The 22,974-nt window shown below is 64.2% G+C and carries 25 protein-coding genes and 1 other RNA gene; 9 read left to right on the top strand and 17 right to left on the bottom strand.

Going from position 1 to position 22,974, the window contains the following annotated elements; all coding sequences use genetic code 11:
* Positions 1–16 precede the first annotated feature (16 nt).
* The gene (gene ybgF / locus ACUXUR_RS11370; RefSeq protein WP_445502458.1) at positions 17–967 is read right to left on the bottom strand and encodes a tol-pal system protein YbgF; all 951 of its coding nucleotides are present in this window, start codon (positions 965–967) and stop codon (positions 17–19) included.
* A gap of 109 nt (positions 968–1,076) precedes the next feature.
* Positions 1,077–1,574: a peptidoglycan-associated lipoprotein Pal gene (gene pal / locus ACUXUR_RS11365; RefSeq protein ID WP_445502457.1), complete on the bottom strand. Its 498-nt coding sequence runs from the start codon at positions 1,572–1,574 to the stop codon at positions 1,077–1,079.
* Between the two features lie 232 nt (positions 1,575–1,806).
* On the opposite strand from pal, the gene ACUXUR_RS11360 reads away from it, so the two are divergent.
* Together ACUXUR_RS11360 and ACUXUR_RS11355 are read left to right on the top strand one after the other, a co-directional pair.
* Positions 1,807–3,309 carry a phospholipase D-like domain-containing protein gene (locus ACUXUR_RS11360; protein WP_445502456.1) on the top strand — a complete coding sequence of 501 codons (1,503 nt, stop codon included), beginning with the start codon at positions 1,807–1,809 and terminating at the stop codon, positions 3,307–3,309.
* Positions 3,310–3,382: 73 nt separating this feature from the next.
* Positions 3,383–4,003 carry an HdeD family acid-resistance protein gene (locus ACUXUR_RS11355; protein ID WP_445502575.1) on the top strand — a complete coding sequence of 207 codons (621 nt, stop codon included), beginning with the start codon at positions 3,383–3,385 and terminating at the stop codon, positions 4,001–4,003.
* 86 nt (positions 4,004–4,089) lie between these two features.
* Here the strand turns inward: ACUXUR_RS11355 and tolB are convergent, their stop codons facing one another.
* The 13 genes from tolB to ssrS form a co-directional block, all read right to left on the bottom strand.
* Positions 4,090–5,364, bottom strand: a complete 1,275-nt coding sequence (gene tolB / locus ACUXUR_RS11350) for a Tol-Pal system beta propeller repeat protein TolB (protein WP_445502574.1) — start codon at positions 5,362–5,364, stop codon at positions 4,090–4,092.
* A gap of 87 nt (positions 5,365–5,451) precedes the next feature.
* A complete protein-coding gene (tolA, locus tag ACUXUR_RS11345; protein ID WP_445502573.1) occupies positions 5,452–6,591 on the bottom strand; it encodes a cell envelope integrity protein TolA in 1,140 nt (379 codons plus the stop codon).
* A 34-nt stretch (positions 6,592–6,625) separates the two neighbouring features.
* Entirely contained in the window at positions 6,626–7,072 is a 447-nt protein-coding gene (gene tolR / locus ACUXUR_RS11340; RefSeq protein WP_445502455.1) for a protein TolR, read from the bottom strand.
* 17 nt (positions 7,073–7,089) lie between these two features.
* Positions 7,090–7,809, bottom strand: coding sequence for a protein TolQ (tolQ, locus tag ACUXUR_RS11335; RefSeq protein ID WP_445502454.1), 720 nt, complete (start codon positions 7,807–7,809; stop codon positions 7,090–7,092).
* A 315-nt stretch (positions 7,810–8,124) separates the two neighbouring features.
* Positions 8,125–8,586, bottom strand: coding sequence for a tol-pal system-associated acyl-CoA thioesterase (ybgC, locus tag ACUXUR_RS11330; protein ID WP_445502453.1), 462 nt, complete (start codon positions 8,584–8,586; stop codon positions 8,125–8,127).
* The gene (ruvB, locus tag ACUXUR_RS11325) at positions 8,579–9,625 is read right to left on the bottom strand and encodes a Holliday junction branch migration DNA helicase RuvB (RefSeq protein WP_445502452.1); all 1,047 of its coding nucleotides are present in this window, start codon (positions 9,623–9,625) and stop codon (positions 8,579–8,581) included. Before ruvB ends, ybgC begins: the two co-directional genes overlap by 8 nt.
* Before the next feature lie 109 nt (positions 9,626–9,734).
* Entirely contained in the window at positions 9,735–10,352 is a 618-nt protein-coding gene (gene ruvA, locus ACUXUR_RS11320; RefSeq protein ID WP_445502451.1) for a Holliday junction branch migration protein RuvA, read from the bottom strand.
* Positions 10,353–10,490: 138 nt separating this feature from the next.
* Entirely contained in the window at positions 10,491–10,994 is a 504-nt protein-coding gene (ruvC, locus tag ACUXUR_RS11315) for a crossover junction endodeoxyribonuclease RuvC (RefSeq protein WP_047189193.1), read from the bottom strand.
* Positions 10,995–11,132: 138 nt separating this feature from the next.
* Entirely contained in the window at positions 11,133–11,879 is a 747-nt protein-coding gene (locus ACUXUR_RS11310) for a YebC/PmpR family DNA-binding transcriptional regulator (RefSeq protein WP_445502450.1), read from the bottom strand.
* Between the two features lie 132 nt (positions 11,880–12,011).
* Positions 12,012–12,704 carry an exopolysaccharide biosynthesis protein gene (locus tag ACUXUR_RS11305; RefSeq protein ID WP_445502449.1) on the bottom strand — a complete coding sequence of 231 codons (693 nt, stop codon included), beginning with the start codon at positions 12,702–12,704 and terminating at the stop codon, positions 12,012–12,014.
* A gap of 80 nt (positions 12,705–12,784) precedes the next feature.
* Entirely contained in the window at positions 12,785–13,606 is an 822-nt protein-coding gene (locus ACUXUR_RS11300; RefSeq protein WP_445502448.1) for a TIGR00282 family metallophosphoesterase, read from the bottom strand.
* A 9-nt stretch (positions 13,607–13,615) separates the two neighbouring features.
* The gene (locus ACUXUR_RS11295) at positions 13,616–14,200 is read right to left on the bottom strand and encodes a 5-formyltetrahydrofolate cyclo-ligase (RefSeq protein WP_445502447.1); all 585 of its coding nucleotides are present in this window, start codon (positions 14,198–14,200) and stop codon (positions 13,616–13,618) included.
* A 4-nt stretch (positions 14,201–14,204) separates the two neighbouring features.
* Positions 14,205–14,361, bottom strand: a non-coding RNA gene (ssrS, locus tag ACUXUR_RS11290) — 6S RNA.
* 182 nt (positions 14,362–14,543) lie between these two features.
* Here ssrS and ACUXUR_RS11285 point away from each other — a divergent pair.
* Entirely contained in the window at positions 14,544–14,828 is a 285-nt protein-coding gene (locus ACUXUR_RS11285; protein WP_445502446.1) for a hypothetical protein, read from the top strand.
* A 62-nt stretch (positions 14,829–14,890) separates the two neighbouring features.
* Here the strand turns inward: ACUXUR_RS11285 and ACUXUR_RS11280 are convergent, their stop codons facing one another.
* Positions 14,891–15,259: a cell division protein ZapA gene (locus tag ACUXUR_RS11280; protein ID WP_445502445.1), complete on the bottom strand. Its 369-nt coding sequence runs from the start codon at positions 15,257–15,259 to the stop codon at positions 14,891–14,893.
* 2 nt (positions 15,260–15,261) lie between these two features.
* On the bottom strand, positions 15,262–15,555 hold the full coding sequence (locus ACUXUR_RS11275) for a DUF4164 domain-containing protein (protein ID WP_445502444.1): 294 nt from the start codon (positions 15,553–15,555) through the stop codon (positions 15,262–15,264).
* A 353-nt stretch (positions 15,556–15,908) separates the two neighbouring features.
* On the opposite strand from ACUXUR_RS11275, the gene tkt reads away from it, so the two are divergent.
* The 6 genes from tkt to ACUXUR_RS11245 all read left to right on the top strand — a co-directional run bounded on the left by tkt (position 15,909) and on the right by ACUXUR_RS11245 (position 22,961).
* Positions 15,909–17,843, top strand: coding sequence for a transketolase (gene tkt, locus ACUXUR_RS11270; protein ID WP_445502572.1), 1,935 nt, complete (start codon positions 15,909–15,911; stop codon positions 17,841–17,843).
* A 43-nt stretch (positions 17,844–17,886) separates the two neighbouring features.
* On the top strand, positions 17,887–18,894 hold the full coding sequence (gene gap, locus ACUXUR_RS11265; protein ID WP_445502443.1) for a type I glyceraldehyde-3-phosphate dehydrogenase: 1,008 nt from the start codon (positions 17,887–17,889) through the stop codon (positions 18,892–18,894).
* 13 nt (positions 18,895–18,907) lie between these two features.
* The gene (locus ACUXUR_RS11260; RefSeq protein ID WP_445502442.1) at positions 18,908–20,098 is read left to right on the top strand and encodes a phosphoglycerate kinase; all 1,191 of its coding nucleotides are present in this window, start codon (positions 18,908–18,910) and stop codon (positions 20,096–20,098) included.
* A 120-nt stretch (positions 20,099–20,218) separates the two neighbouring features.
* Positions 20,219–21,307 (top strand): class II fructose-bisphosphate aldolase, encoded by a 1,089-nt coding sequence (gene fba / locus ACUXUR_RS11255; RefSeq protein WP_445502441.1) that lies wholly within the window; start codon positions 20,219–20,221, stop codon positions 21,305–21,307.
* 104 nt (positions 21,308–21,411) lie between these two features.
* Positions 21,412–22,062, top strand: coding sequence for a thiamine phosphate synthase (locus tag ACUXUR_RS11250; RefSeq protein ID WP_445502440.1), 651 nt, complete (start codon positions 21,412–21,414; stop codon positions 22,060–22,062).
* Positions 22,062–22,961, top strand: a complete 900-nt coding sequence (locus tag ACUXUR_RS11245; protein ID WP_445502439.1) for a tetratricopeptide repeat protein — start codon at positions 22,062–22,064, stop codon at positions 22,959–22,961. Before ACUXUR_RS11250 ends, ACUXUR_RS11245 begins: the two co-directional genes overlap by 1 nt.
* Positions 22,962–22,974: the final 13 nt, after the last annotated feature.

The raw sequence follows: 22,974 nt of genomic DNA, 5'->3' as shown, positions 1-22,974 counted from the left end.
TTCGGGTCAGCCTGGATCAGGTGCACTTGTTGCGCTTCTGCTCGCGCTCGGATGCCTGGCGGACATTGGCGGAAGCCTGCGGATACTTGCGGTCGAGTTCGGCGAAGACGGCGCAGGCCCGGTCGCGGGCACCCAGGCCATTGAGAGACACGCCGAGACGCAGCATGGCATCGGGAGCCTTGGCGGCATCCGGATGATCGCTGGAAACATTCAGGAACTGCTCGGCTGCCTCGCGGTAGCGATTGCGCTGGAGATAGGTTTCACCGAGCCAGAACGTGGCCTCGGGCACCAGCCTGTCGCGGGGGTTGGACTGCAGGAAACGGCGGAAGCCCATCTCGGCCTGGTCGTAATCCTTCTGGGTGAAGGAGGCATAGGCCGCATCGAAATCAGCACGTGGATTGCCGAGGCTGGTGGCCGCCACGCTCGGGTTAGGCCGGGTCTGGATTGCTCCCTGGGGCAGCGGCATGCCACTCCCGGCTCCACCGGGAGCGGCCTGCCCTTCCTCCTCGATCAGCTCGCCGATCCCCGCGAACTGCTCGCCCTCCTGGCCTTCCTCCGCATCGGCGAGCGGCGCGGAGGGAGACGTGGTGCCCAGCGGGCGCGGAGCGCCCGGGGCATTGGGGTCTTGAGATGGATCGAACACATCGCTGCGGCGCTGAGGCATCGTCTGGGGCTGAGCCTGGGGCTGCACCGGACGAGGCGACGGCGTTGCGGACGGAGCGGCGGGCTTGGAGCCGCCGCGGCCGCCGAGATCCTGGAAGCGGAACTCCACGTCCTCCTGGAACTTGCGGAGCTGGTCCTTCAGCTGGCGGTTCTCGAACTGAAGCTGCTCAAGCTGACCGGACATCTGCCGCATCTGGTTCTCGAGGCGGTTGAGGCGCACGATGGCGTCGGCCGCGTCCTGCGCGGCGGCAGGGGCTGCCAGAGCGAGAGCCAAGGCGAAAAAGACAAAGAGGCGTCGTAACATGCTGGATACCGTGAGGGGTCTTTAAGCGACCGTGCCGATAACACAAAAGCGCCGCCACGGCGATAATGTGGCGACGCTTCGAGGTTTCACGTTTCAGTGTCCGGAAGGCTTACGCGCCGGCCCCGCCGAGGACGGTGACCGCGCGGCGGTTCTGCGACCAGCAGGAGATGTCGTTGCAGACTGCCACCGGACGCTCCTTGCCGTAGGACACGGTGCGGAAGCGATTGCCGGGGATGCCGCGCGAGATCAGGTAGTCGCGCACGGTCTGGGCACGGCGGGCCGAGAGCGAGAAGTTGTACTCGCGGGTGCCGCGCTCGTCCGCATGGCCCTCCACAATGAAGGTATAGTTCGGATAGCGCTGCAGCCACTGGGCCTGCTTGTCGAGGGTGGCGACGGCGGTGGGGGTGAGATCGGTCGAGTCGGTCTCGAAGAAGACGCGGTCGCCGACATTCACGACGAAGTCCTGGGCGCTGCCGGGGGTCGCAGCACCACCGGCGCCGAAGCCGCCAGATCCATCGGCCATGCCGTCTTTGTTGGAAGAACAGGCTGCCGCCCCAAGGGCGAGGACGATAGCAGCGGCGAATTTGACGGCGCGCAGCGACATCATAGGCAATACTCCTTACACACACGTTTGCCGAACGTTGTGAGGTTTATATCGGGCTGATGGTTAAGGGAGGGTTCCGTCAACCTTGAGAGGCACTGCCGGGATTAAGGTGAATTATGGCCAAGTTGTGGAACTTGGGCTTAAGGTTAACAGGAGGTTAAGGCGGGCTCAGCTACCCTTCACACCACATCGTGAGCCGAATGCCCGCCTTGAGCGTTGAAAGGTCATGAATCTCATGACGAACCAGCCTGGACTGTCGATTCAACCCTACCGCACTGCCTTGGACGAGCTCCGCATGGAGCGCGCCTTCTCGCGCATTGCCGACAGCGACCTGCGCCTGGGCAACGACATCAGGCTGCTGAAGAACTCCAGGGAGAACTATCCGGCCTGGCTCAAGGCCATCCGGTCGGCCGAACGCGTCATCCATTTCGAAAACTTCATCATCGCCGATGACAAGACCGGCCAGATGTTCGCGGAAGCTCTCATGGAGCGGGCCCAGGCCGGCGTGAGGGTTCGCGTGCTCTATGACTGGCTGGGCTCGTCCTTTCGCGCCCTCCCCACCTTCTGGCGCCGCCTGCGCGAGGCTGGCGTGGAGGCGCGAGTGTTCAACCCGCCTCGGTTGACGGACCCGTTCTGGGTCAGGCGCAATCACCGCAAATTGATCACGGTCGACGGACGTATCGGCTTCGTGTCGGGCCTGTGCATTTCCGACAGCTGGGAGGGCGGCAAGGAGAGCGAGCCATGGCGTGATACGGGCATCTCGCTCGAAGGCCCGGTCGTCGGCGATCTCGATGCGGCATTCGCGGAAAGCTGGGTGCTCGCGGGCATGCGCGCGATCCCGAAGTGCGACCTGTCCCACGCCGACGCGATCCCGCATGCCGGCACGATGGCGGCAAGGCTCATCAGCGGCGAGCCCGGCATGTTCCGCACCTACCGCGTGGATCAGTTCATCGCCGCCACCGCGCAGCGCAATCTGTGGCTGACCGACGCCTATTTCGTCGCGACGACATCCTATGTGCAGGCGCTCGGCGAAGCGGCGCGCGACGGCGTGGACGTGCGCCTTCTCGTGCCGGGTTCGAGCGACGTGCCCGCGCTTCAGCCCATCGTGCGCGCGGGCTACCGTTCTCTCATCGAAGCCGGCATTCGCGTGTACGAATGGAACGGCTCGATGCTCCACGCCAAGACGGCCGTGGTGGATGGGCGCTGGGCACGTGTGGGCTCCACCAATCTCAACTTCGCGAGCTGGGCGACGAACTGGGAACTCGATGTGATCGTCGAGGATTCGGGTTTCGCCGAAGCCATGGAGGCGATGTACCTGGAGGATCTCGCCAATGCCACCGAGATCGTGCCCGGATGGCAATCCCGCCGCAAGAGAGCCCTCAACATGCGCTCGCGCCGCGGTCACCGGTTCAAGCGAGGGGGCGTGCGCAGGCTCGCCGCCGGTGCTCTCGCGCTCTCGAGCAGCATCGGCAAGGCCATGGGTTCACGCTCGCTCACCGCGACCGAGACCAGCAGCATTGCCATCATCGGCCTTGCCCTTTTGGCGCTGGCCATTCTGATCGCCGTCTTTCCGGTGCTGATCATCGCTCCCATCGTGATTGCCCTCATCTGGTTCGCTCTTGCGCTCCTCATCCGCGCCTTCCGCATCAAGCGGCGCGTGCGCCTGAGACGGCGCAAGCTGGCGATCCGGCGCCGGTTGAGTAAGATCAAGGAAGAAGAAGCCTCCGCTGGGAAATGAAGGAAACCAGCCGCCAAGCTTGGCATTGATAGGGTGTTGCCTCGATGAAGAGGCATGATCGAAGGAGACGATGATGGCTTCCGGCACCTCCAACCCCTCTTCCTACGACCCGCTCTACCGCATCGAATCCATGAGCGCGCTTCTCGCGCGCAACTGGTGGGCCGTGGCGCTTCGCGGCGTCTTCGCCATCATCTTCGCGCTGATCGCCTTTTTCTGGCCGGATGCGACGATCCTGTCCTTCGTGCTCTTCTTCTCGGCCTACATGCTGGTCGATGGCGTGTTCGGAATCGTTGCGGGCATCCGCGCCGCTTCGCAGCATGAGCGCTGGGGCCTGCTGATCCTGGAAGGCGTCCTGAACATCCTCGTCGGCCTTCTTGCCTTCCTCATGCCGGGCCTCACGGTCGTGTTCTTCGTCACCCTGCTCGCGGTCTGGTCACTGATTACCGGCATCCTGATGATCGTCGCAGCCTTCAAGCTGAGCCCGGCCTTCGGGCGCGGCTGGCTGATCTTCAGTGGTCTCGTCTCGGTTCTGTTCGGTGTTGCGCTTCTGATCGCGCCGCTCATCGGCGCTGTCGTCCTGACCTGGTGGCTGGGTGCCTATGCGATGGTCTTCGGCATCGCGCTCGTCATCCTTGCCTTCAGGCTGCGCAGCCGGAAGGATGATCTCACCGGCAGCGCGTCGCTGCGTGCCTGATGCAACTCTCCCCTTCCCCTTGCAGGAAGGGAAGAAAGTGCGCCTGAATGAAAAAGGGCGCTGTGAAAGCGCCCCTTTTCTCAATCTTACTGCCGCGACTCGCTGAGCAGCGGGGACCAGGTCGGGTCCGAGGCGAAGGATGGCGTGGGCACCGGCTGCTCCACGCGGCCGGTGATGTCGACCATGTAGAGCTTCCCACCGGACTGGCCGCCCGGATCGCGGAAGAACAGGATGTACTGGCCGTTGGGCGCCCAGACCGGGCTCTCGTTGTGGAAGCCTTCCGTCAGGATGCGCTCGCCCGATCCGTCCGGCTTCATGATGCCGATGGCGAAACCGTTCGCATGCTGCTTGGTGAAGGCGATGTAATCGCCTCGCGGCGACCACGCTGGCTGCGAATAGGAGCCGTCGCCGAACGAGATGCGGCGCTGGTTCGAGCCGTCCACTCCCATCACGTAGAGCTGCTGCTTGCCGCCGCGATCGCTCTCGAACACGATCTGCGAACCATCCGGCGAGAAGGACGGCGAGGTGTCGATGGCATTGGTCGAGGTCAGGCGCGTGGTCGCCTGCGAGCCGAGATTCATCATGTAGATGTTGGCATTGCCGCCCTGCTGCAGGCTCATGACGATGCGCTGACCATCAGGCGCGAAGCGCGGAGACGACGTCATGTCGGGGAAGTTTCCGACGACCTGACGCGAACCGGTCTCGAGATTGATCACCTGCACGCGCGGCTGCTGGCCTTCCACCTGCGACATGAAGGCGATTTCCTGCGTCACCGGCGAATAGCGCGGCGTCACCACGCTGGTATCGCCCTGAGTCAGGTAGCGCACGTTGGCGCCATCCTGGTCCATGATGGCAAGCCGCTTGCGGCGATTCTCCTTCGGACCCGATTCCTCGACGAACACGATGCGCGTGTCGAAGAAGCCGCCGAAGCCGGTGATCTTCGTATAGACCGCATCGGAAATGATGTGGCCGACACGGCGCCAGAAATTGGCATCCGTCACATATTGCTGACCCGTCAGCTGCTGTCCGGAATCGATGTCCCACAGGCGGAACTCGGCGCGAAGGCGGCCCGATGGATCGCGCGAGACGCGGCCCGTCACGAGAGCCTGCGCACCCGCCATCTTCCACGCATCGAAGCGCGGTGCCGCGTCGAACGACGGACGCTCCGGGAAGCGCGACCTGTCGAGCGGCGCGAAATAACCGGAGCGCTGCAGGTTGTTGGTGATGATGCCGGCCACGCGCTGGCCGAGATCGCCCTCGCCCGCAAAATCGGCGATGGCAATCGGCATGGGCTGGAACTGTCCGCCCGGGCCGACGCGGAACGAGAGCTGCGCGTGGGCAGCAGGCGCGAGCGCTGCCATCGGAACGATGATGGACAGCGCGACGAGAAGACGGGAGACGAGGCGAGTGATCATGTTGTCATGTCTCAAGCGTAATGGGCTTAAAGATCAGGAGAGATCGAACTGGACGTTGAGGATCTTCCAGTCCGAATAGAACTGCAGGTACTGGGTGGGAACGCGATAGGGTGCGCAACGCCGCACGGCACGCACAGCGGCATCGGCCACAGCGCGGTCGGTGGTGCTGCCGCCGACTCGCATCACGGTCGGCTCGCTCGCGAGCGAGCCATCCTGGTTGAGGCGGATGTCGAGGACCGGCGGCGTCGCATCGCCATTGGAGGCGCTGATCGGAGCCTGATAGCAGCGCTTCATCTGCTCCTGGAAAATGCCCATGAGCGCATCGCGCATGCTCGGGTTGAGCTTCGCAGACGTGCCGGTTGCAGTGCCGAGCGACGCGGTCTTCTGAACCTCTGATCCGGTTGCACCGGTGGACCGGTTCTTGTCCTTGTTGTCGAGGAATTGCTTGAGATCGCCCATGTCGAGCTTCTTCGCGACCTGGGCTTCCTTGCGCGCTTTCGCCTCGGCTTCGGCCTTGGCTTTCGCTTCCGCAACTTTTTTAGCTTCCGCTTCGGCTTTGGCCTTCGCTTCGGCCTCGGCTTTCTCTTTGGCCTTCTGCTCGGCGACGCGCTTGGCTTCGGCTTCCGCCTTTGCCTTAGCCTCAGCCTTGGCTTTCGCCTCCGCTTCGGCCTTCGCCTGTTCGGCGGCCTTGGCCTTTTCGATCGCTTCCGCTTCGGCCTTCTCGATTGCTTTTCTCTCCGCCTCGGCCTTGGCCTCCGCCTGAGCCTTCGCCTCGGCGGCTGCCTTTGCCGCTGCTTCAGCCTTGGCCTGCTCTTGGGCCTTGGCAGCGGCTGCGGCGGCAGCCGCCTCCTCGTCAGCGACCTTCATGTCCTCGGGGCGCTTGGGAGGAGCCGGGGCATTGACCTTGTCCTCGCCGGGCGCGTTCTGCTCGGTCTTGTCCGCAACCTTGTCGGCGCGCGGCTTCGGCGTCGGCTGCACGGCCTTGGCGTCCGTCTCGCCCTTGGTGATCTGCGAGAACTGATTGTCGGTGATGACCTCGACGGGGATGCCTTCCTGCGCCTCAGGGAATTCGGCAGCGAAGGGCAAACCGATCAGGGCAGCCGTCAGCAGCGCCGCATGCGCGACGCCGGAGACCCAGAAGCCCGGTTCGGAGGGGTTGAAATGATCCTTCAACGCCACGTGTGTTTGCCCCTTACCTTCAAGTCCTTCAGCGCTGTTCCATCTCGGTCACGAGCGCGACCCGCTTGTAGCCAGCGGTTGTGACGATGCTCATGACCTGGGCGACTCGCCCGTAATCAACCTTCTTGTCACCACGAACGAAGATGCGCTCGTCGAACCCGGCCTTCGACACTTCGGCGAGCTTGCCGACGATGGCCTCATCCGTCAGCTCGGTCTCGCCGAGGAAGACCTGTCCCGTCGCCTTGATGGAGAGCGTAACGGGCTTCGCATCCGAATTGAGCGGTGCGGCCTTCGTCTGCGGAAGATCGAGCGGCACGCCGGCGGTCATCATGGGAGCCGCCACCATGAAGATGATGAGCAGCACCAGCATGACATCGATGAACGGCGTCATGTTGATTTCGTTGATCGCGCCGCCACGTTTCCCGCGTCTGCGGCGACGTCCGCCTGCTCGGCCTCCTGCTGCAACCATGGCCATGACTCAGTGCCCTCTCATCAAGCCGCGCGCGAGATGCGCTCGTCGATCTGGCGCGACAGAATGGCGGAGAACTCGTCCGCGAAACCTTCGAGCCGCGACTGCAGCTTGCCGACTTCCGATTGGAGCTTGTTGTAGGCGAGAACCGCCGGAATGGCGGCGAAAAGGCCGATGGCCGTGGCGAACAGCGCCTCCGCGATACCGGGAGCCACGACCGCAAGGCTCGTGTTCTTCGAGGCCGCGATCGAGGTGAACGAATTCATGATGCCCACCACCGTGCCGAAGAGGCCGATATAGGGACCGGCCGAGCCGATGGAGGCCAGGATCATGAGGCGGGAATCGAGACGCTCCACCTCGCGCTGGATGGTGACGTCGAGAACCTTGTCGATGCGCTGCGACAGGCTCTGGAACGAGCGGGCAGAGCCTTCGAAGGAGCGCTTCCATTCGCGCATGGCGGCGACGAACACGGCCGCCAGCCCTGTGGCCGGGCGGCTCTGGAGCGAGCGGAACAGCTCCTCCAGCGACTGGCCGGACCAGAACACGTCCTCGAAGCGATCCATGGCGCGCTTGGTGCGGGCGTAGAGCAGGGTCTTGTCGATGATGATGGCCCAGCACCACACGGAAGCGGCCAGGAGCCCCATCATCACAAGCTTGACGACGAAATGCGCCTGCCAGAACAGGCTAAAAAAGGACAGGTCGTGCGCCACAGGAGCGGCCTGGGCCACATCAGCCGGATTCATAAGTCTCGTCCTCGCTCTTCGAGCAACCTTGGGAGAAGCCCCAAGGCCCGCCGCAGAATGGTCTAGGAAAATCTTGTTCTGTTACCCTGCTCGTTCGTCCTCGAATCTGTCGAAAATAAGGGCGGGGACTCCAGGGCAGCAGATCATGCCTGACCGTTGCCTTTTAGGCACAGAGTAAGGTTAAGGCTTGGTTTAAGCGAGGCTGAACAGGGGCGAAAACGGCTCTGGAGCCAAGAGAAGTCCTGGCTGGCATGCGTCTCGAGCAAGGCGGAAGGACATGCCCTTACGGCATGTTTACACATTCGCAAGGCTCACTCAGGAGGAGATGTCCTGGTTGACTGAGAGCGCCGCTCGGAGATTGTCGGGAATGCGCACCGCCCGACCATCGCGGACGGCAGCCACCATCACGTCGGCGCGCACGAGCACGTCTTCGCCGCGGCGCACCTCCTGCGCCAGCGTCATGGAAGCGCCGCGCAGCTCCTTCGGGCGCGTGACGATGGTGAGCACGTCGTCCATGACGGCAGCGCCGAGAAAATCGATGTTCATCTTGCGGACCACGAAGGCGAGACCGCCCATCTCCGCATGCAGATCGGATTGGGCCACTTCCACCGCGCGCAGGATCTCGGTGCGGCCACGTTCCAGAAAACGTAAGTAACTCGCGTGATAGACCCGGGCGGAAAAGTCCGTGTCCTCGTAATAGACGCGCACAGGCAGGAGATGCGCGCCATCCTGCATGAGGCCGGAGAGATGGGGCCAGGGACAGCCTGTCTCACTCATCCCCGTCTCCATTGAAGAGGCCGAACTGTGCGGTCGTCTCACGCGTCGGCTCCGGAATCCCGAGATGCTTGAAGGCGTGCGGCGTGAGGATGCGTCCGCGCGGGGTGCGCTGCACGAAGCCCTTCTGGATGAGATAGGGCTCGATGATGTCCTCAATGGCATCGCGCGGCTCGGAGAGCGCTGCCGCGATGGTCTCGATGCCGACGGGACCGCCGCCGAAGGAATTGGCGATCATGGTGAGATACTTGCGATCCATCAGATCGAGGCCGATGGGATCTACGTCGAGCAGACGCAGCGACCGGTCCGCCAGATCGCGGGACACGATCTGCACTCCTTCGACGATGGCGAAGTCGCGCACGCGGCGCAGCAGACGGCCCGCGATACGCGGCGTACCGCGCGCTCGGCGGGCGATCTCGTTCGCGCCCTCCTCGCTCATGTTGAGCCCAAGCACACGCGCGCCGCGGCGCACGATGAGCTCCAGTTCCTCGACGGTGTAGAACTCGAGGCGGATCGGGATGCCGAAGCGGTCCCGCAGCGGCGTCGTCAGCAGGCCAGCGCGGGTGGTTGCGCCGACGAGCGTGAATTTCGGCAGCTCGATCTTCACCGAGCGCGCGGCGGGGCCTTCGCCGATGATGAGGTCGAGCTGATAATCCTCCATGGCGGGATAGAGGATTTCTTCCACGGCAGGATTGAGGCGGTGGATCTCGTCGATGAAGAGCACGTCGCGCTCTTCGAGGTTGGTGAGCTGAGCCGCAAGATCGCCCGCCTTCGCGATCACCGGGCCGGAGGTCGAGCGGAAGTTCACGCCGAGCTCGCGGGCAACGATCTGCGCGAGCGTCGTCTTGCCCAGCCCCGGCGGGCCAACGAAGAGCACATGATCGAGGGCATCGCCGCGGGCTTTGGCAGCGTTGATGAAGACCTGGAGATTGGCGCGCGCGGCGGCCTGACCCGTGAAGTCGGACAGCGACAACGGCCGGATCGACGCATCGACATCGTCCTCGCGCTTTTCGGGGCTGAGCAGGCGGCGTGAATCGGTCAAAGAGGCTTACCTTCCAAAGGCTTCAAATAGGCGGCGAGACACTAATACGCCATTCTTAACGAGATCAAAACAGGAACGTCGATTGGTCACAGGCCAAGCCCTTCTGGGCTTACCGGGCTAGCTCCCTCAGGCCCAGCCTAATCAAAGTCTTCGCCTCGGCCTCGTCGCCGGCCTGCTTCATGGCGGCGGCGACGGCGGCGGAGGCCTGGACCTGCGGATAGCCCAGATTGACGAGGGCCGAGATGGCGTCTGCCACCGGCGCAGGGGCGCTCTTGTCCTCCACGGCATTCGAGAGGCGGATCAGCGTCGGATCAACCGTGGCAAAGGCCGGGGCCTTGTCCTTGAGTTCGGAGATGATGCGTTGCGCCAGCTTGGGGCCGACGCCGGGGCCACGCGCCACCGATGCCTTGTCACCGGTGGCGATGGCCGTCGCCAGGCTGCCGGGGTCGAGCACGGAGAGGATGCCAAGGGCTACCTTGGAGCCCACGCCCTGCACGCTCTGGAGCAGGCGGAACCATTCGCGTTCCGAATCCGAGCGGAAGCCGAACAGGCGGATCATGTCCTCGCGGACCATGGTCTCGATGGAGAGCACGGCCGCCTCGCCGGTGGGCGGCAGGTTCTGCAGGGTGCGGGAGGAGCAATGGACCACATAGCCGACCCCGTGCACGTCGAGGATCACGAAATCCTCGCCATAGGAATCCACCACGCCTTTGAGTTTGCCGATCACGATCTTTCCCCTCCGGTGTCATCCCCGCGAAGGCGGGGATCCATAACCGCGACAGTGCTCCAGTGAAGAACCCGCAGTGTTTATGGATTCCGGGCCCGGCTACGCCGCCCCGGAATGACAGTGCTGTTCTGTAACATCTTAAAGGCTGGCTGCCAAAGCGCGCGCCTTGCGGTGATGGGCATGGGCGATGGCGATGGCGAGCGCATCGGCCGCGTCGGCCTTCTTGAAGTCGGCCTTGGGCAGCAGGATCTTCACCATGGCCTGGACCTGATCCTTCTCGGCGTGTCCCACGCCCACCACGGTCTTCTTCACCTGGTTGGCGCCGTATTCCGCCACGGGCAGGTTGTGGAGGGCGGGCACCAGGAGCGACATGGCACGCGCTTGGCCGAGCTTGAGGGTCGCCTGGGCATCCTTGTTGACGAAGGTCTCCTCGACCGCGACCTCGTCGGGCGTCCAGGCGCGGATGACTTCGGTCAGGCGGTCGTGGAGCTGCTTGAGGCGCAGCGCAAGGTCGAGATCGCCGTCGGAGGTCACGACCCCGCAAGCCACATAGGAGAGCTTCGTCCCCTCGACGGTGATGATGCCCCAGCCCGTGTTGCGCAGGCCAGGGTCGAGGCCGAGGATGCGGACGCGTTCAGTCATAGGCCATTCCTCACCCTGCAACCTCATCCTGAGGAGCCGCGCAGCGGCGTCTCGAAGGATGATCCAGTGCCCTCTGGAAATGCCTCGCCCTTCGAGACGGACCTAAAGGTCCTCCTCAGGGTGAGGCTCCCGAAATCGTCAGCCCGCCATCTTCTGCATGAGAGCGTCGGAGAGCTCGAAATTGCCGTAGACATTCTGGACGTCGTCGTGCTCTTCCAGCGACTCCATGAGCTTCATGAGCTTCTCGCCGGTCTCGTCGTCGACGGAAACCGGGGTCTGGGGCTTCCAGACGAGCTTGGAGGCTTTCGGCTCGCCGAACTTGTCCTCGAGCGTCTTCGTCACCTCATTGAGGGAGGTCTGCTCGCAGTAGATCTCATGGCCGTCCTCAGACGAAACCACATCTTCGGCGCCCGCCTCGATGGCGGCTTCCAGCATGGCGTCGGCGTCCGCCACGTCAGCCGCGAACTCGACGTAGCCGACCCGGTCGAACATGAAGGACACCGCGCCGGTTTCCGCGAGGTTGCCGCCGCTCTTGGTGAAATAGGAGCGGATGTCGGAGGCCGTGCGGTTGCGGTTGTCGGTCATTGCCTCGACGATGATCGCGGCGCCACCCGGGCCGTAGCCCTCGTAGCGGATCTCCTCGTAGTTCTCGCCGTCATTGCCCGCCGCCTTGTTGATGGCGCGCTGGATGTTGTCCTTGGGCATGTTCTCGGCGCGGGCGGCGAGGATCGCGGCGCGCAGGCGCGGGTTCATGTTCGGGTCGGGCGTGCCCATCTTGGCCGCCACGGTGATTTCGCGGGCGAGCTTGGAGAAGAGCTTGGAGCGCATCGCGTCCTGGCGCCCCTTGCGATGCATGATGTTCTTAAACTGCGAATGTCCGGCCATCGGGGCCTCCGAGAGGCGGCCGAGAGCTGCCCGGTACGGGCGCTCCTCAGGCTCGCGCATGTTGACGATGGAGGGCTTATAAGGCGGCGAGGGGCCTGAGGCCAAGCCCCCCGCACACAATGCTTCAAAAACTTAAAAGCCGAGCCAGGACGGGACGTTGGCAATCGCCGCCATGACCAGGTGGTAGGATGCTCCCAGCACCGTGGCCGTATAGATGAGCCCCGCGATCCCGATGAGATAGCCCCCGATGAGCAGGTATCCGTCCTCCTCCATCACCGCGATGGAGGCGATGACGAGGGCGATGGAGGGCGGGAAGTTGGTGCCTGGGAACGGAATGAGGACGGAGAGAGCCACCAGAACGGCGAAAAGCCCCACCACCCGGTCACCGAGGGGACCGAACAGGCCGGTCAATCTCGGCCGGCAGAAGCTTTCGAGCTTCTGGAGCTTGGGCTCGGCGATATCGATCAGGCGCTTGAATCGCGAAACCGACACCGTCTGCCGCATGATGAAACCCGGCAGCCAAGGGCGCTTGTGGCCCAGCATCATCTGGATGCCGAAGATCAGGACGGGCGTGCCGACGATGCCCGCGATGCCGGGCACGTTCGGCACGCAATTGGGCAGGGAGAACAGGATCAGCACAAAGCCGAAGGCGCGCTCGCCGAAAGCCTCGATGATCTCGCCGATGGAGACCACTTCTCCCCTTGCGTCGTCGATCACGGAGCGCAGCATGGCGGAGGCACTGTCATGCTCATGCGCCCGATGGAACTCGCTGTCCTCGCGGTAAGGGCGTCGTCTGGCGCGGGCTGGTTCTGTCTTGGCGTCCACCGGTTCCTCCGTGGCGCAGAGATGGGGATCGTTTCGGGCCTAGCCAAGACTTCGCAAGACTCGGGCAGGCCAACCGCCCCTTAGTCCCAGAAGCGCGGCCAGGTTTCTTCCAGGTTCGGCCCCAGCCGGACCGCCGCCACGCGGAGAGCCAAACCGGTCCGGTCGTCCGTTTCCACAGCGATCCCGGAAAGCGTGCCCTCGCCGAGGCCGGGCTCGAGGCGGGTGCCGGGGGTCTTCTGGAGGAAGCGGCGGATCGCCTCCTCCTTCTGCATCCCGAGCACGCTGTCGTAATCGCCGCACATGCCGGCATCCGACATATAGGCCGTGCCACCGGTCAGCACCCGGTGGTCGGCAGTGGGCACATGGGTGTGGGTGCCGACGACGAGGCTCGCCCGTCCGTCGAGGTAATAGCCCATGGCTTCCTTCTCGCTGGTGGCCTCGGCATGGACATCCACGATGATCGCATCCGCCACCTGGCCCAGGGGGCAATCCTCGAGGGCCTGATCGACGGCCACGAAGGGATCGTCGAGCGGATCCATGTAGAGGCGGCCCATCACCTGCACCACCAGAACCCGATGGCCCGAGCGGGTGTCGATGAGGTTCGCTCCCCGTCCGGGCGTGCCGAGCGGGTAGTTCATGGGGCGAAGGAGCCTCGGCTGACGCTCGATGAAGACGAGGGTCTCTCGCTGGTCCCAGGAGTGGTTGCCGAGCGTGATCGCATCGGCGCCTGCGTTCAGAATCTCGTCGCAGATCGCCTCGGTGATGCCGAAGCCTCCGGCCGAGTTCTCGCCGTTGATCACCACGCAATCGAGTTTCCAGCGTTCGCGAAGTCCCGGCAATCGCTCGATCACGGCATTGCGGCCGGCGCGCCCGACGATATCGCCGAGGAAGAGAAGACGCATGGTGGTCCCTTAAACAGGCTTGGTCCGAATCAGCTCGGTTTCCGTGATGATAACGTCGAGCAGACGGTCGTGCTCCTCGACCGGAACCTGCTCGATCTCCTGAACCGCATAAGCCAAGCCAATGGTCAAGACGGGATGCTGCTTTTCGAGCGCCGCGATGGCCCGGTCGAAATGCCCCTTGCCGTAGCCGATGCGCCCTCCCCTGCGATCGAAGGCGACGAGGGGGACGAGGAGGCATTTCGGGAAAACCTCCGGCGCATCGGGCCCGGGCTCCCGCACGCCGAAACCGCCTTTGACGAGCACGTCGCCGGGCTGCCAGAGGCGCCAGCTCAAATGGGGATGGAGGACCTGGGAGAGCGCGACATCCTGCCCGCGCTCCAGAAGCGCTTCCATGAGCGGCCGCGGATCGACCTCGCTGCGGATGGGCCAATAGGCTCCCACGGGGGTGACGTCCCGAAGGCCGGAAAAGCCGAGGGCCCGTTCTGTGACCGCCAGAGCCGCCTCCTCGCGGAAAACCTTGTCGAGACTGTCGCGGCGGGCAAGCGCCTCGGTGCGAAGCTGTTCTTTCAAGGCGGGAGGAGAGTGAGAATGCATGAAGTGCGGAGCCACAAAAGCCGTCGGAGAAGCGATCCCGGGAACCTACAAAGTAGGTGGGCGCCGTATGTCCCGGTCCACGGACCAGGTCAGGGACAGCTCCCTTCAGGATCGATAAGGCCCCGGGGAATATGAACTCCTAACGCGCCCCGCAGCCCCGCTCTCCCTATGTAGGGACTGGAGAGGTCGGGGGGAAGGGGAAAAGTGAGCAGGTTGCCGAGATCTTCCGAGACCCGGCAACCCGGAAACCTAACCCTTAGGGAAAGTACGGACTGGCCAAGGTTGAGGAAAGGCTTTCAAATGGGCCTCGTGGGGGATGAGCCATCCATCGACGGGAGGAAACATGGCCCATCTGAAACAGAACAATTACAAAGAACGAAATCGTAACGACTGTACCGGTTCTCCCGGCATCGACGCCATGATGCGGGAGGTGCTGCATAGGCTCGGCGATATCGACGTCGAGTACGAAATCCGGCTCGATGAGGTCGAGCACAGCTGCACCGACCAGGAATTGAAGAGCCACATCAAGAAGAAAATCACGGCCGCGCATTATGAGCGACGGGAGCCTTATGTGGAGCTCTTGACCACGCTCAGGCAGCGCCAGCAGCGATTGTCATTGGCTCAATAGTCAATAATCAAAAGCGCCATCCCGGGGCCGCGAAGCGGAACCCGGGATGACGCACAACCAATCTATCCCTGCCCCGTCACATTCAGGCTGCGCGCCAGCTGCTCGATCCGCTCGGCGGCTTTGATGACCCCCTCGGCAAGCCTGGTTTCAATCATCAGGGTGCGCTCGTCGCCCGACGAGCCGAAGGACTTCAGGCGGGCCAGCTCCGCCTCCAGGGCCGTGAGGCGCCTCCTGGTCGCATCGAGTTCATCGGCCTGTGTCATGGCTGCCATGACGTGGAGGCGCAGGTCGCCGATCTCGCCGAAAGCCGCCCGCATTTCCTCGATCTTGGAATCATAGGCCGCCGCCAGCCGCTCCAGATGCGCCTCCTCGCCTTCGGCGCAGGCGATGCGATAGGTATGGCCGGCGATCGTGACGGTGACCTGGGCCATGCTCAGCCCTCTTCCAGCGCGAGCTGACCGGCTTGGGCGAGCACATTCTGCACGGCGAGAATGGCGAGCTGAACGCGCCGGCTCACATCATCGGTGGCCACCTCGAAGCGGTGAAGGCGGGTGAGCGCCCCGTCCAGTTCCTCGGCGAGACGGGACCGGTCGTCCTGCATGAGCTGCAGCTCGGTTTCCAGGTTCCCCTTGCGCCGGTCGGCTTCCAGACGGCGGGACACCGAGGCCTCCAAAAGCCCCAGGGCCGCATCGAGCCGTTTCATCGCGTCGTCGAGTGGGGATGTCATCCTGCCTCCTGGAATCGGGTTGAGACTAGCGCATCGTGCGGAAAAGTGGATCCGGTTTTCCGCACCAACGATGCGCTGCTCTAGAAAGGGAGCATCGATGGATCCCAAAAGTGCAATCCACTTTTCTCGTCCGAGGCTCTAGGCGGGCAAGCCTGAAGGAGCAACGGCTGATCGGAGGATTACGACCCCTGAAGTCTTTGACTCGCCCCTCCCCCGTGTTAAGGAGCCCACGCCTTCAGACAGACCGCCCTTTTCAAGGGCCTTCAAGACTTGTGGATCACGCCGTGCTGAACACCGTCCCCGCCGATCGCGTCACCCATTCCGATCTGGCGAACGCCGTGCGCGTCCTCGCCATGGATGCCGTCGAACAAGCCAAATCCGGTCACCCGGGCCTTCCCATGGGCGCCGCCGATATCGCGACCGTGCTGTTCACCAAGTTCCTGAAATACGATGCCGCCGACCCGACCTGGCCCGACCGCGACCGGTTCATTCTCTCGGCCGGCCACGGCTCCATGCTGCTCTATGCCCTGCTCCACCTGACCGGCGTGAAGGGCATGACCATCGAGGAGCTGAAGAACTTCCGCAAGCTCGACTCGAAGACCCCAGGCCACCCGGAAAACTTCATGACCCCCGGCGTCGAGACGACCACGGGTCCGCTGGGCCAGGGCATCGCCACGGCGGTGGGCTTTGCGCTCGCCGAGCGCATGCTCAATGCCGAATACGGCAACGATATCGTCGACCATTACACCTATGTGCTCGCCTCCGACGGCGACCTGATGGAAGGCATCAGCCAGGAGGCCATCGCTCTTGCCGGCCACCTGAAGCTCAACCGCATGATCGTCCTGTGGGACGACAACGGCATCTCCATCGACGGTCCGCTGTCCATTTCCGACTCGGTCGATCAGGTGAAGCGCTTCCAGGCCTGCGGCTGGAATGCGGTGCGCATCGACGGCCATGACCCGAAGGCGATTCAGCGCGCCATTGCCCGCGCGCAGAAATCGGACAAGCCGACCCTCATCGCCTGCAAGACCACCATCGGTTTCGGCGCTCCCAAGAAGGCCGGCACCTCGAAGGCCCACGGCGAGCCGCTCGGCGCCGAGGAACTCGCCGGCGCCAAGGCTGCATTCGGCTGGAGCCATGCCCCCTTTGAGATCCCGGACAACATCCGCGACGCCTGGGCGAAGGCCGGCAAGAAGGGCCGCCGCCTGCGCAAGGCTTGGACCGACCGTCTCAAGGCCCTCCCCGCCGAGCAGCGCGCCGAGTTCGAGCGCCGCGTGAAGGGCGTGCGCCCGCAAGGACTCGCCGATGCCGTTGCCAAGCTGAAGGACCGCCTGGTGGCCGAACCCCAGAACGTCGCCACCCGCAAGGCCAGCGAGATCGCGCTTGAGGTCATCACCGAGGCCGTGCCGGAGCTGGTGCTGGGCTCGGCGGACCTGACGCCCTCCAACAACACCAAGACCAAGAACCTCACCGCCATCTCGCCCGGCAATTACGCGGGCCGCTACATCCATTACGGCATCCGCGAGCACGGCATGGCGGCGGCCATGAACGGCATCGCCCTCCATGGCGGCTATGTGCCTGCGGGCGCGACCTTCCTGGTCTTCACGGATTATGCGCGCCCTGCCATGCGCATCGCGGCGCTTGCCGGCATTCCGGCGGTCTATGTCATGACCCACGATTCCATCGGTCTGGGTGAGGACGGCCCGACTCACCAGCCGGTGGAGCACCTGGCGGCCCTGCGCGCCATGCCGAAGATGCGCGTGTTCCGCCCGGCCGACGCCATCGAGACGGCGGAAGCCTGGCAGATGGCTCTCGAGCGCACGGACGGCCCGACGACCCTGGCGCTCACCCGTCAGAACCTGCCGCAGGTCCGCAAGGACGGTGGCACGAAGAACCTTTCTGCGACCGGCGCCTACGAGCTGTCGCCCGCCAACGGCAAGGCCCGCGCCACCATCTTCGCCTCAGGTTCCGAGGTCGAGATCGCGCTCGCGGCTCAGAAGCTCCTTGCGGAGCAGAGCTTCGAGGTCCGCGTGGTCTCGGTGCCCTCTCTCGACCTGTTCCTGGCCCAGCCCGAGAAGGTGCGACAAGGGATCATCGGCGATGCGCCCATCAAAGTCGCCGTCGAGGCGGCCGTGCGTTTCGGCTGGGATGCGGTGATCGGTCCGGACGGAATTTTCGTCGGCATGCATGGGTTTGGCGCCAGCGCGCCCTACAAGGACCTCTACAAGCACTTCGGCATCACCGCCGAGGCAGTGGCGGAAAAAGTTCTCAGAACGCATAATCTCTGAGACTGGAAGAGGCCAAGCGCCTCATCACAAGGGAGCTAAGACTATGACGGTGAAGGTCGCGATCAACGGTTTCGGTCGCATCGGACGCAATATCCTCCGCGGCATCGTGGAGAGCGGCCGCAAGGACATCGAGGTGGTTGCCATCAACGATCTCGGCCCGGTGGAGACGAACGCCCACCTGCTGCGCTTCGATTCCGTCCACGGCCGCTTCCCGGCCGACGTGCAGGTCGAGGGCGAGTTCCTCGTCATCAACGGCCGGAAAATCAAGGTCACCGCGATCAAGGATCCGGCGACGCTGCCGCACCGGGAACTCGGTGTCGACATCGCGATGGAGTGCACCGGCATCTTCACCTCGAAGGAGAAGGCCTCCGCGCACCTCACCGCCGGCGCCAAGCGCGTCATCGTCTCGGCTCCCGCCGACGGCGCCGACCTCACGGTCGTCTACGGCGTGAATCACGACAAGCTGACGAAGGACCACATCGTCATCTCGAACGCCTCCTGCACCACGAACTGCCTCGCCCCCGTGGCGAAGGTGCTTCACGATACGGTGGGCATCGAGAAGGGCTTCATGACGACGATCCACTCGTACACCAACGATCAGCCCACCCTCGATCAGATGCACAAGGACCTCTACCGCGCTCGCGCGGCGGCCCTGAACATGATCCCGACCTCGACCGGCGCCGCCAAGGCGGTGGGCCTCGTTCTGCCGGAACTCAACGGCAAGCTCGACGGCTCGTCCATCCGCGTGCCGACCCCGAACGTGTCCGTGGTCGACTTCAAGTTCGTCGCCAAGAAGGCGACGTCCAAGGAGGAGATCAACGAGGCGATCAAGCGCGCGGCCGATCAGGAGCTGAAAGGCATCCTCGGCTACACGAACCAGCCGAACGTCTCGTCGGACTTCAACCACGACCCGCACTCCTCCGTGTTCCACCTGGACCAGACCAAGGTGATGGAGGGCAACTTCGTGCGCGTCCTGTCCTGGTACGACAACGAGTGGGGCTTCTCGAACCGCATGGCAGACACCGCCATCGCTCTGGCGAAGCTCATCTAAGGAGGCTGCCTCAATGACCGCCTTCCGCACGCTTGACCAAGCCGACGTCAAGGGAAAACGGGTTCTCGTCCGTGTGGACCTTAATGTCCCTATGGAGAACGGCAGGGTGACGGACGCGACGCGCATCGAGCGCGTCCTTCCCACCATCCGGGAGATCGCCGACAAGGGTGGCAAGGTGATCCTGCTCGCCCATTTCGGACGCCCGAAGGGACGTGACCCGAAGGAATCCCTGAAGCCGGTTGCGGAAGCGGTCTCGCAGCATCTCGGAAAGACAGTGGCCTTCGCCGATGACTGCATCGGCGAAGCCGCCTCCGACGCCGTCGCCGCTCTGAAAGAGGGCGAGGTGCTTCTTCTCGAAAACACCCGCTTCCATGCGGGCGAGGAGAAGAACGACCCGACCTTCGTGCAGGAACTCGCGAAGCTCGGCGACATCTATGTGAACGACGCCTTCTCCGCCGCCCACCGCGCGCATGCTTCGACGGAAGGTCTTGCTCGCGTGCTGCCCGGTTATGCCGGCCGCACCATGCAGGCGGAACTCGATGCGCTCACCAAGGGCCTCGAGGCGCCGAAGCGCCCCGTGGTCGCGATCGTCGGCGGCGCGAAGGTTTCGACCAAGATCGACCTTCTCGAAAACCTCGTCGCAAAAGTCGATGCCCTCGTCATCGGCGGCGGCATGGCCAACACCTTCGTGCACGCGACAGGCCTTAACATCGGCACGTCGCTGGCCGAGAAGGATCTCGCCGCGACCGCGATGCGCATCATCGAGAAGGCGCGCGCCTCCAACTGCGCGATCATTCTGCCCGTCGACGGCGTGTGCGCCTATGAGTTCAAGGCCGGTGCGCACAACCAGACCTACGGCATCGATGCGATCCCCGAGGATCAGATGATCCTCGACGTGGGCTCGCAATCGGTCGAACGCATCAATGCCGCGATCAACGATGCGGCGACGCTCGTGTGGAACGGCCCGCTCGGCGCCTTCGAAATCCCGCCCTTCGACCAGGGCACGGTGGCGGCTGCCCGTCATGCGGCGCAGCGCACGAAGGAAGGCAAGCTCGTCTCGGTCGCCGGCGGCGGCGACACGGTGGCGGCCCTCAACCATGCTGGCGTTGCGGAAAGCTTCACCTATGTATCCACGGCAGGCGGCGCGTTCCTCGAATGGCTCGAGGGCAAGGCGCTTCCCGGCGTGGAAGCCCTTCGCGCTTGAACACCATGCTTCGGCAAAGTGGTTACCCACTTTGCCGAAACAAAACGCTGACGGGATCGCTTAAGCTCAGGTTCAGCTTCCGCGCGTTTTAAAGCCAAAAACCAACACGGAGAGGACGAAATGGCCCGCATCACCATGAGGCAGCTTCTGGATCACGCAGCCGAGCAAGGCTACGGCGTGCCTGCCTTCAACATCAACAACATGGAGCAGGCGCTCGCGATCATGGCTGCAGCCAACGAGGTCGATGCACCGGTGATCATCCAGGCAAGCCGCGGCGCGCGCTCCTATGCCAACGATGTCATGCTCAAGCACATGATGGATGCGGTGACCGAGATCTATCCGCATATCCCGGTCTGCGTGCACCTCGACCACGGCAACGAGCCCGCCACCTGCATGACCGCGATCCAGGCCGGCTTCACATCGGTGATGATGGACGGATCGCTGAAGGCGGACGGCAAGACCCCGGGCGACTGGGACTACAATGTCGGCGTCACCAGGAAGGTGGTCGAGATGGCCCATCTCGGCGGCATCTCGGTGGAAGGTGAGCTCGGCGTGCTGGGCTCTCTCGAAACCGGCATGGGCGACAAGGAGGACGGCCACGGCGCCGAGGGCAAGCTCTCGCACGACCAGCTGCTGACGAATCCCGACGAGGCCGTGAAATTCGTGGCCGAGACGAAGGTCGACGCGCTCGCCATTGCCATGGGCACCTCGCACGGCGCCTACAAGTTCACCCGCAAGCCCGACGGCGCGATCCTCGCGATGCACGTGATCGAGGAGATTCACAAGAAGCTCCCGAACACCCATCTCGTGATGCACGGCTCGTCGTCAGTGCCGCAGGACCTGCAGGACATCATCAACCAGTATGGCGGCCAGATGAAGCCGACCTGGGGCGTGCCGGTGGAAGAGATCCAGCGCGGCATCAAGCACGGCGTGCGCAAGATCAACATCGATACCGACAACCGCATGGCGATGACAGGCCAGATCCGAAAGGTTCTGACCGAGAACCCCGGCGAGTTCGATCCGCGCAAGTATCTGAAGCCCGCCATGGAAGCCATGACGAAGCTCTGCAAGCAGCGCCTGCAGGAGTTCAACACCGCAGGCCAGGCCTCGAAGATCAAGCGCGTCTTCACGCTGGCCGAGATGGCCAAGCGCTACGCTTCGGGCGAGCTCGACCCGACCTTCGGCACGAGCCGTCAGGCGGCTGAATAACCGACCGGGCTTTCGCCTTAATCCTGATCGAGAAGCGGGGCCTCGCAAGATGGCCCCGTTTTCGTTATGGGATGCTTGTCTCTCTCCTTCGAGTTTCGTGATCGATGTCCGAATCTGCCCGCCTCTACCTTATCACTCCCATTCTGGAGGACGCCTCCTTCGCCCCGAAGCTGGCCGAGGCCTGCAAGGGCGGAGCCGTGGCCGCCGTGCTGCTTCGCCTAGGCGCCGCCGACGAGCGCAGCCTCACCAATCTGGTGAAGGCGCTCGGCCCCTCCGCTCAGGACCACGGAGCGGCCCTCATCGTGACCACCGAAGGGGAGGTCGATCTCGCCAATGTCGCCGTGCGCGGCGGCGCGGACGGGGCCCATGTCTCTGGCGCGGATCCGGCTCGGATCCGTGAGCTGCGCGAACGTCTTAAAAGCGAGCGCGCCGTTGGTGCAGGCCACATCCGCACCAAGGACGATGCCATGAGCCTCGGCGAGGCCGGAGTCGACTATCTGCTCTTCGGCGAGCCTCGGCGTGACGGCTCCCTCCCCTCGCTCGACAGTGTCGCCGAGCGTGCCGCCTGGTGGGCCGAGATCTTCGAGACGCCCTGCGTCGCCTATGCGCCGAGCCTGAAGGCGGTCGAGACGCTCGCCGCGACACATGCGGAATTCATCGCCCTTGGGGATGCGGTCTGGGACCATCCGGATGGCCCGGCTGCCGCCGTGAAAGCAGCCGCAGAGACCCTCGCCCGGCTGGAGGCCTCGCATTGATGCGGGCATCCGCTCTCATCGGCGGCGTCCTGCTGCTGGCCTCCGTTGCGGGAGTGCAGGCGGCCGAGCCCGATCTCGCCTATGGCGCCTATCAGCGCGGCCTCTACCAGACGGCCTTCCGCGAGGCGACCTTGCGGCTGGAGAAAAACAAGAACGATGCCGCCGCCATGACCCTTCTGGGCGAGCTCTACAACCAGGGTCTTGGAGTGGCGCTCGACCCGAAGAAGGCCGCCGAGTGGTATCAGCTGGCGGCCCAGCGGGGTGACGCCAATGCCATGTCGTCCCTGGGCCTTATGGCGCTCGACGGACGCGGCGTGCAGAAAAACCCGGCTCAGGGCAAAGCCTGGCTCGAACAGGCTGCGGCCAAGGGCAACGGTGTCGCCTGCCACAACCTCGCCCTGCTGCTCCTCACCAGCGGCTCCGACATGGACCTGGAACAGGCGGTCGAGCTGCTGCGCAAGGCGGCTGATGCGGAAATTCCCGACGCCCAGCATGCCCTCGGCGTGCTCTATCTCCAGGGACGCGGCGTCGCCAAGGACGCTTCGGAGGCCGCCCGCCTCTTCGAGCGCGCCGCCAAGAACGGCAGCTCCGTGGGCGAGGTGGAATACGCCATCCTGCTCTTCAACGGCGAGGGTGTGACGGCAAGCGAGTCCCAGGCCGCACGCTATTTCCGCCGCGCCGCCGCCAAGGGCAACGCCATCGCCCAGAACCGCCTGGCCCGCCTGCTCGTGGCCGGTCGGGGCGTACCCGCGAACAGGATCGATGCCGCCGCCTGGCATATTCTTGCCGCGGCCCAGGGCCTCACCGATCCATGGCTCGACAACGCTCTGAAGGATCTCACCACCGAGGAAAGGACCCGCGCCGAGAAGCTCGCCGCCGAGCGGCTCGGGATGCGGTGACGGACATCTTCAC

Source organism: Microvirga medicaginis (assembly GCF_052658925.1).
Note: the sequence above shows the minus strand (reverse complement) of the source record. Positions and strands in the feature narration are given on the sequence as shown.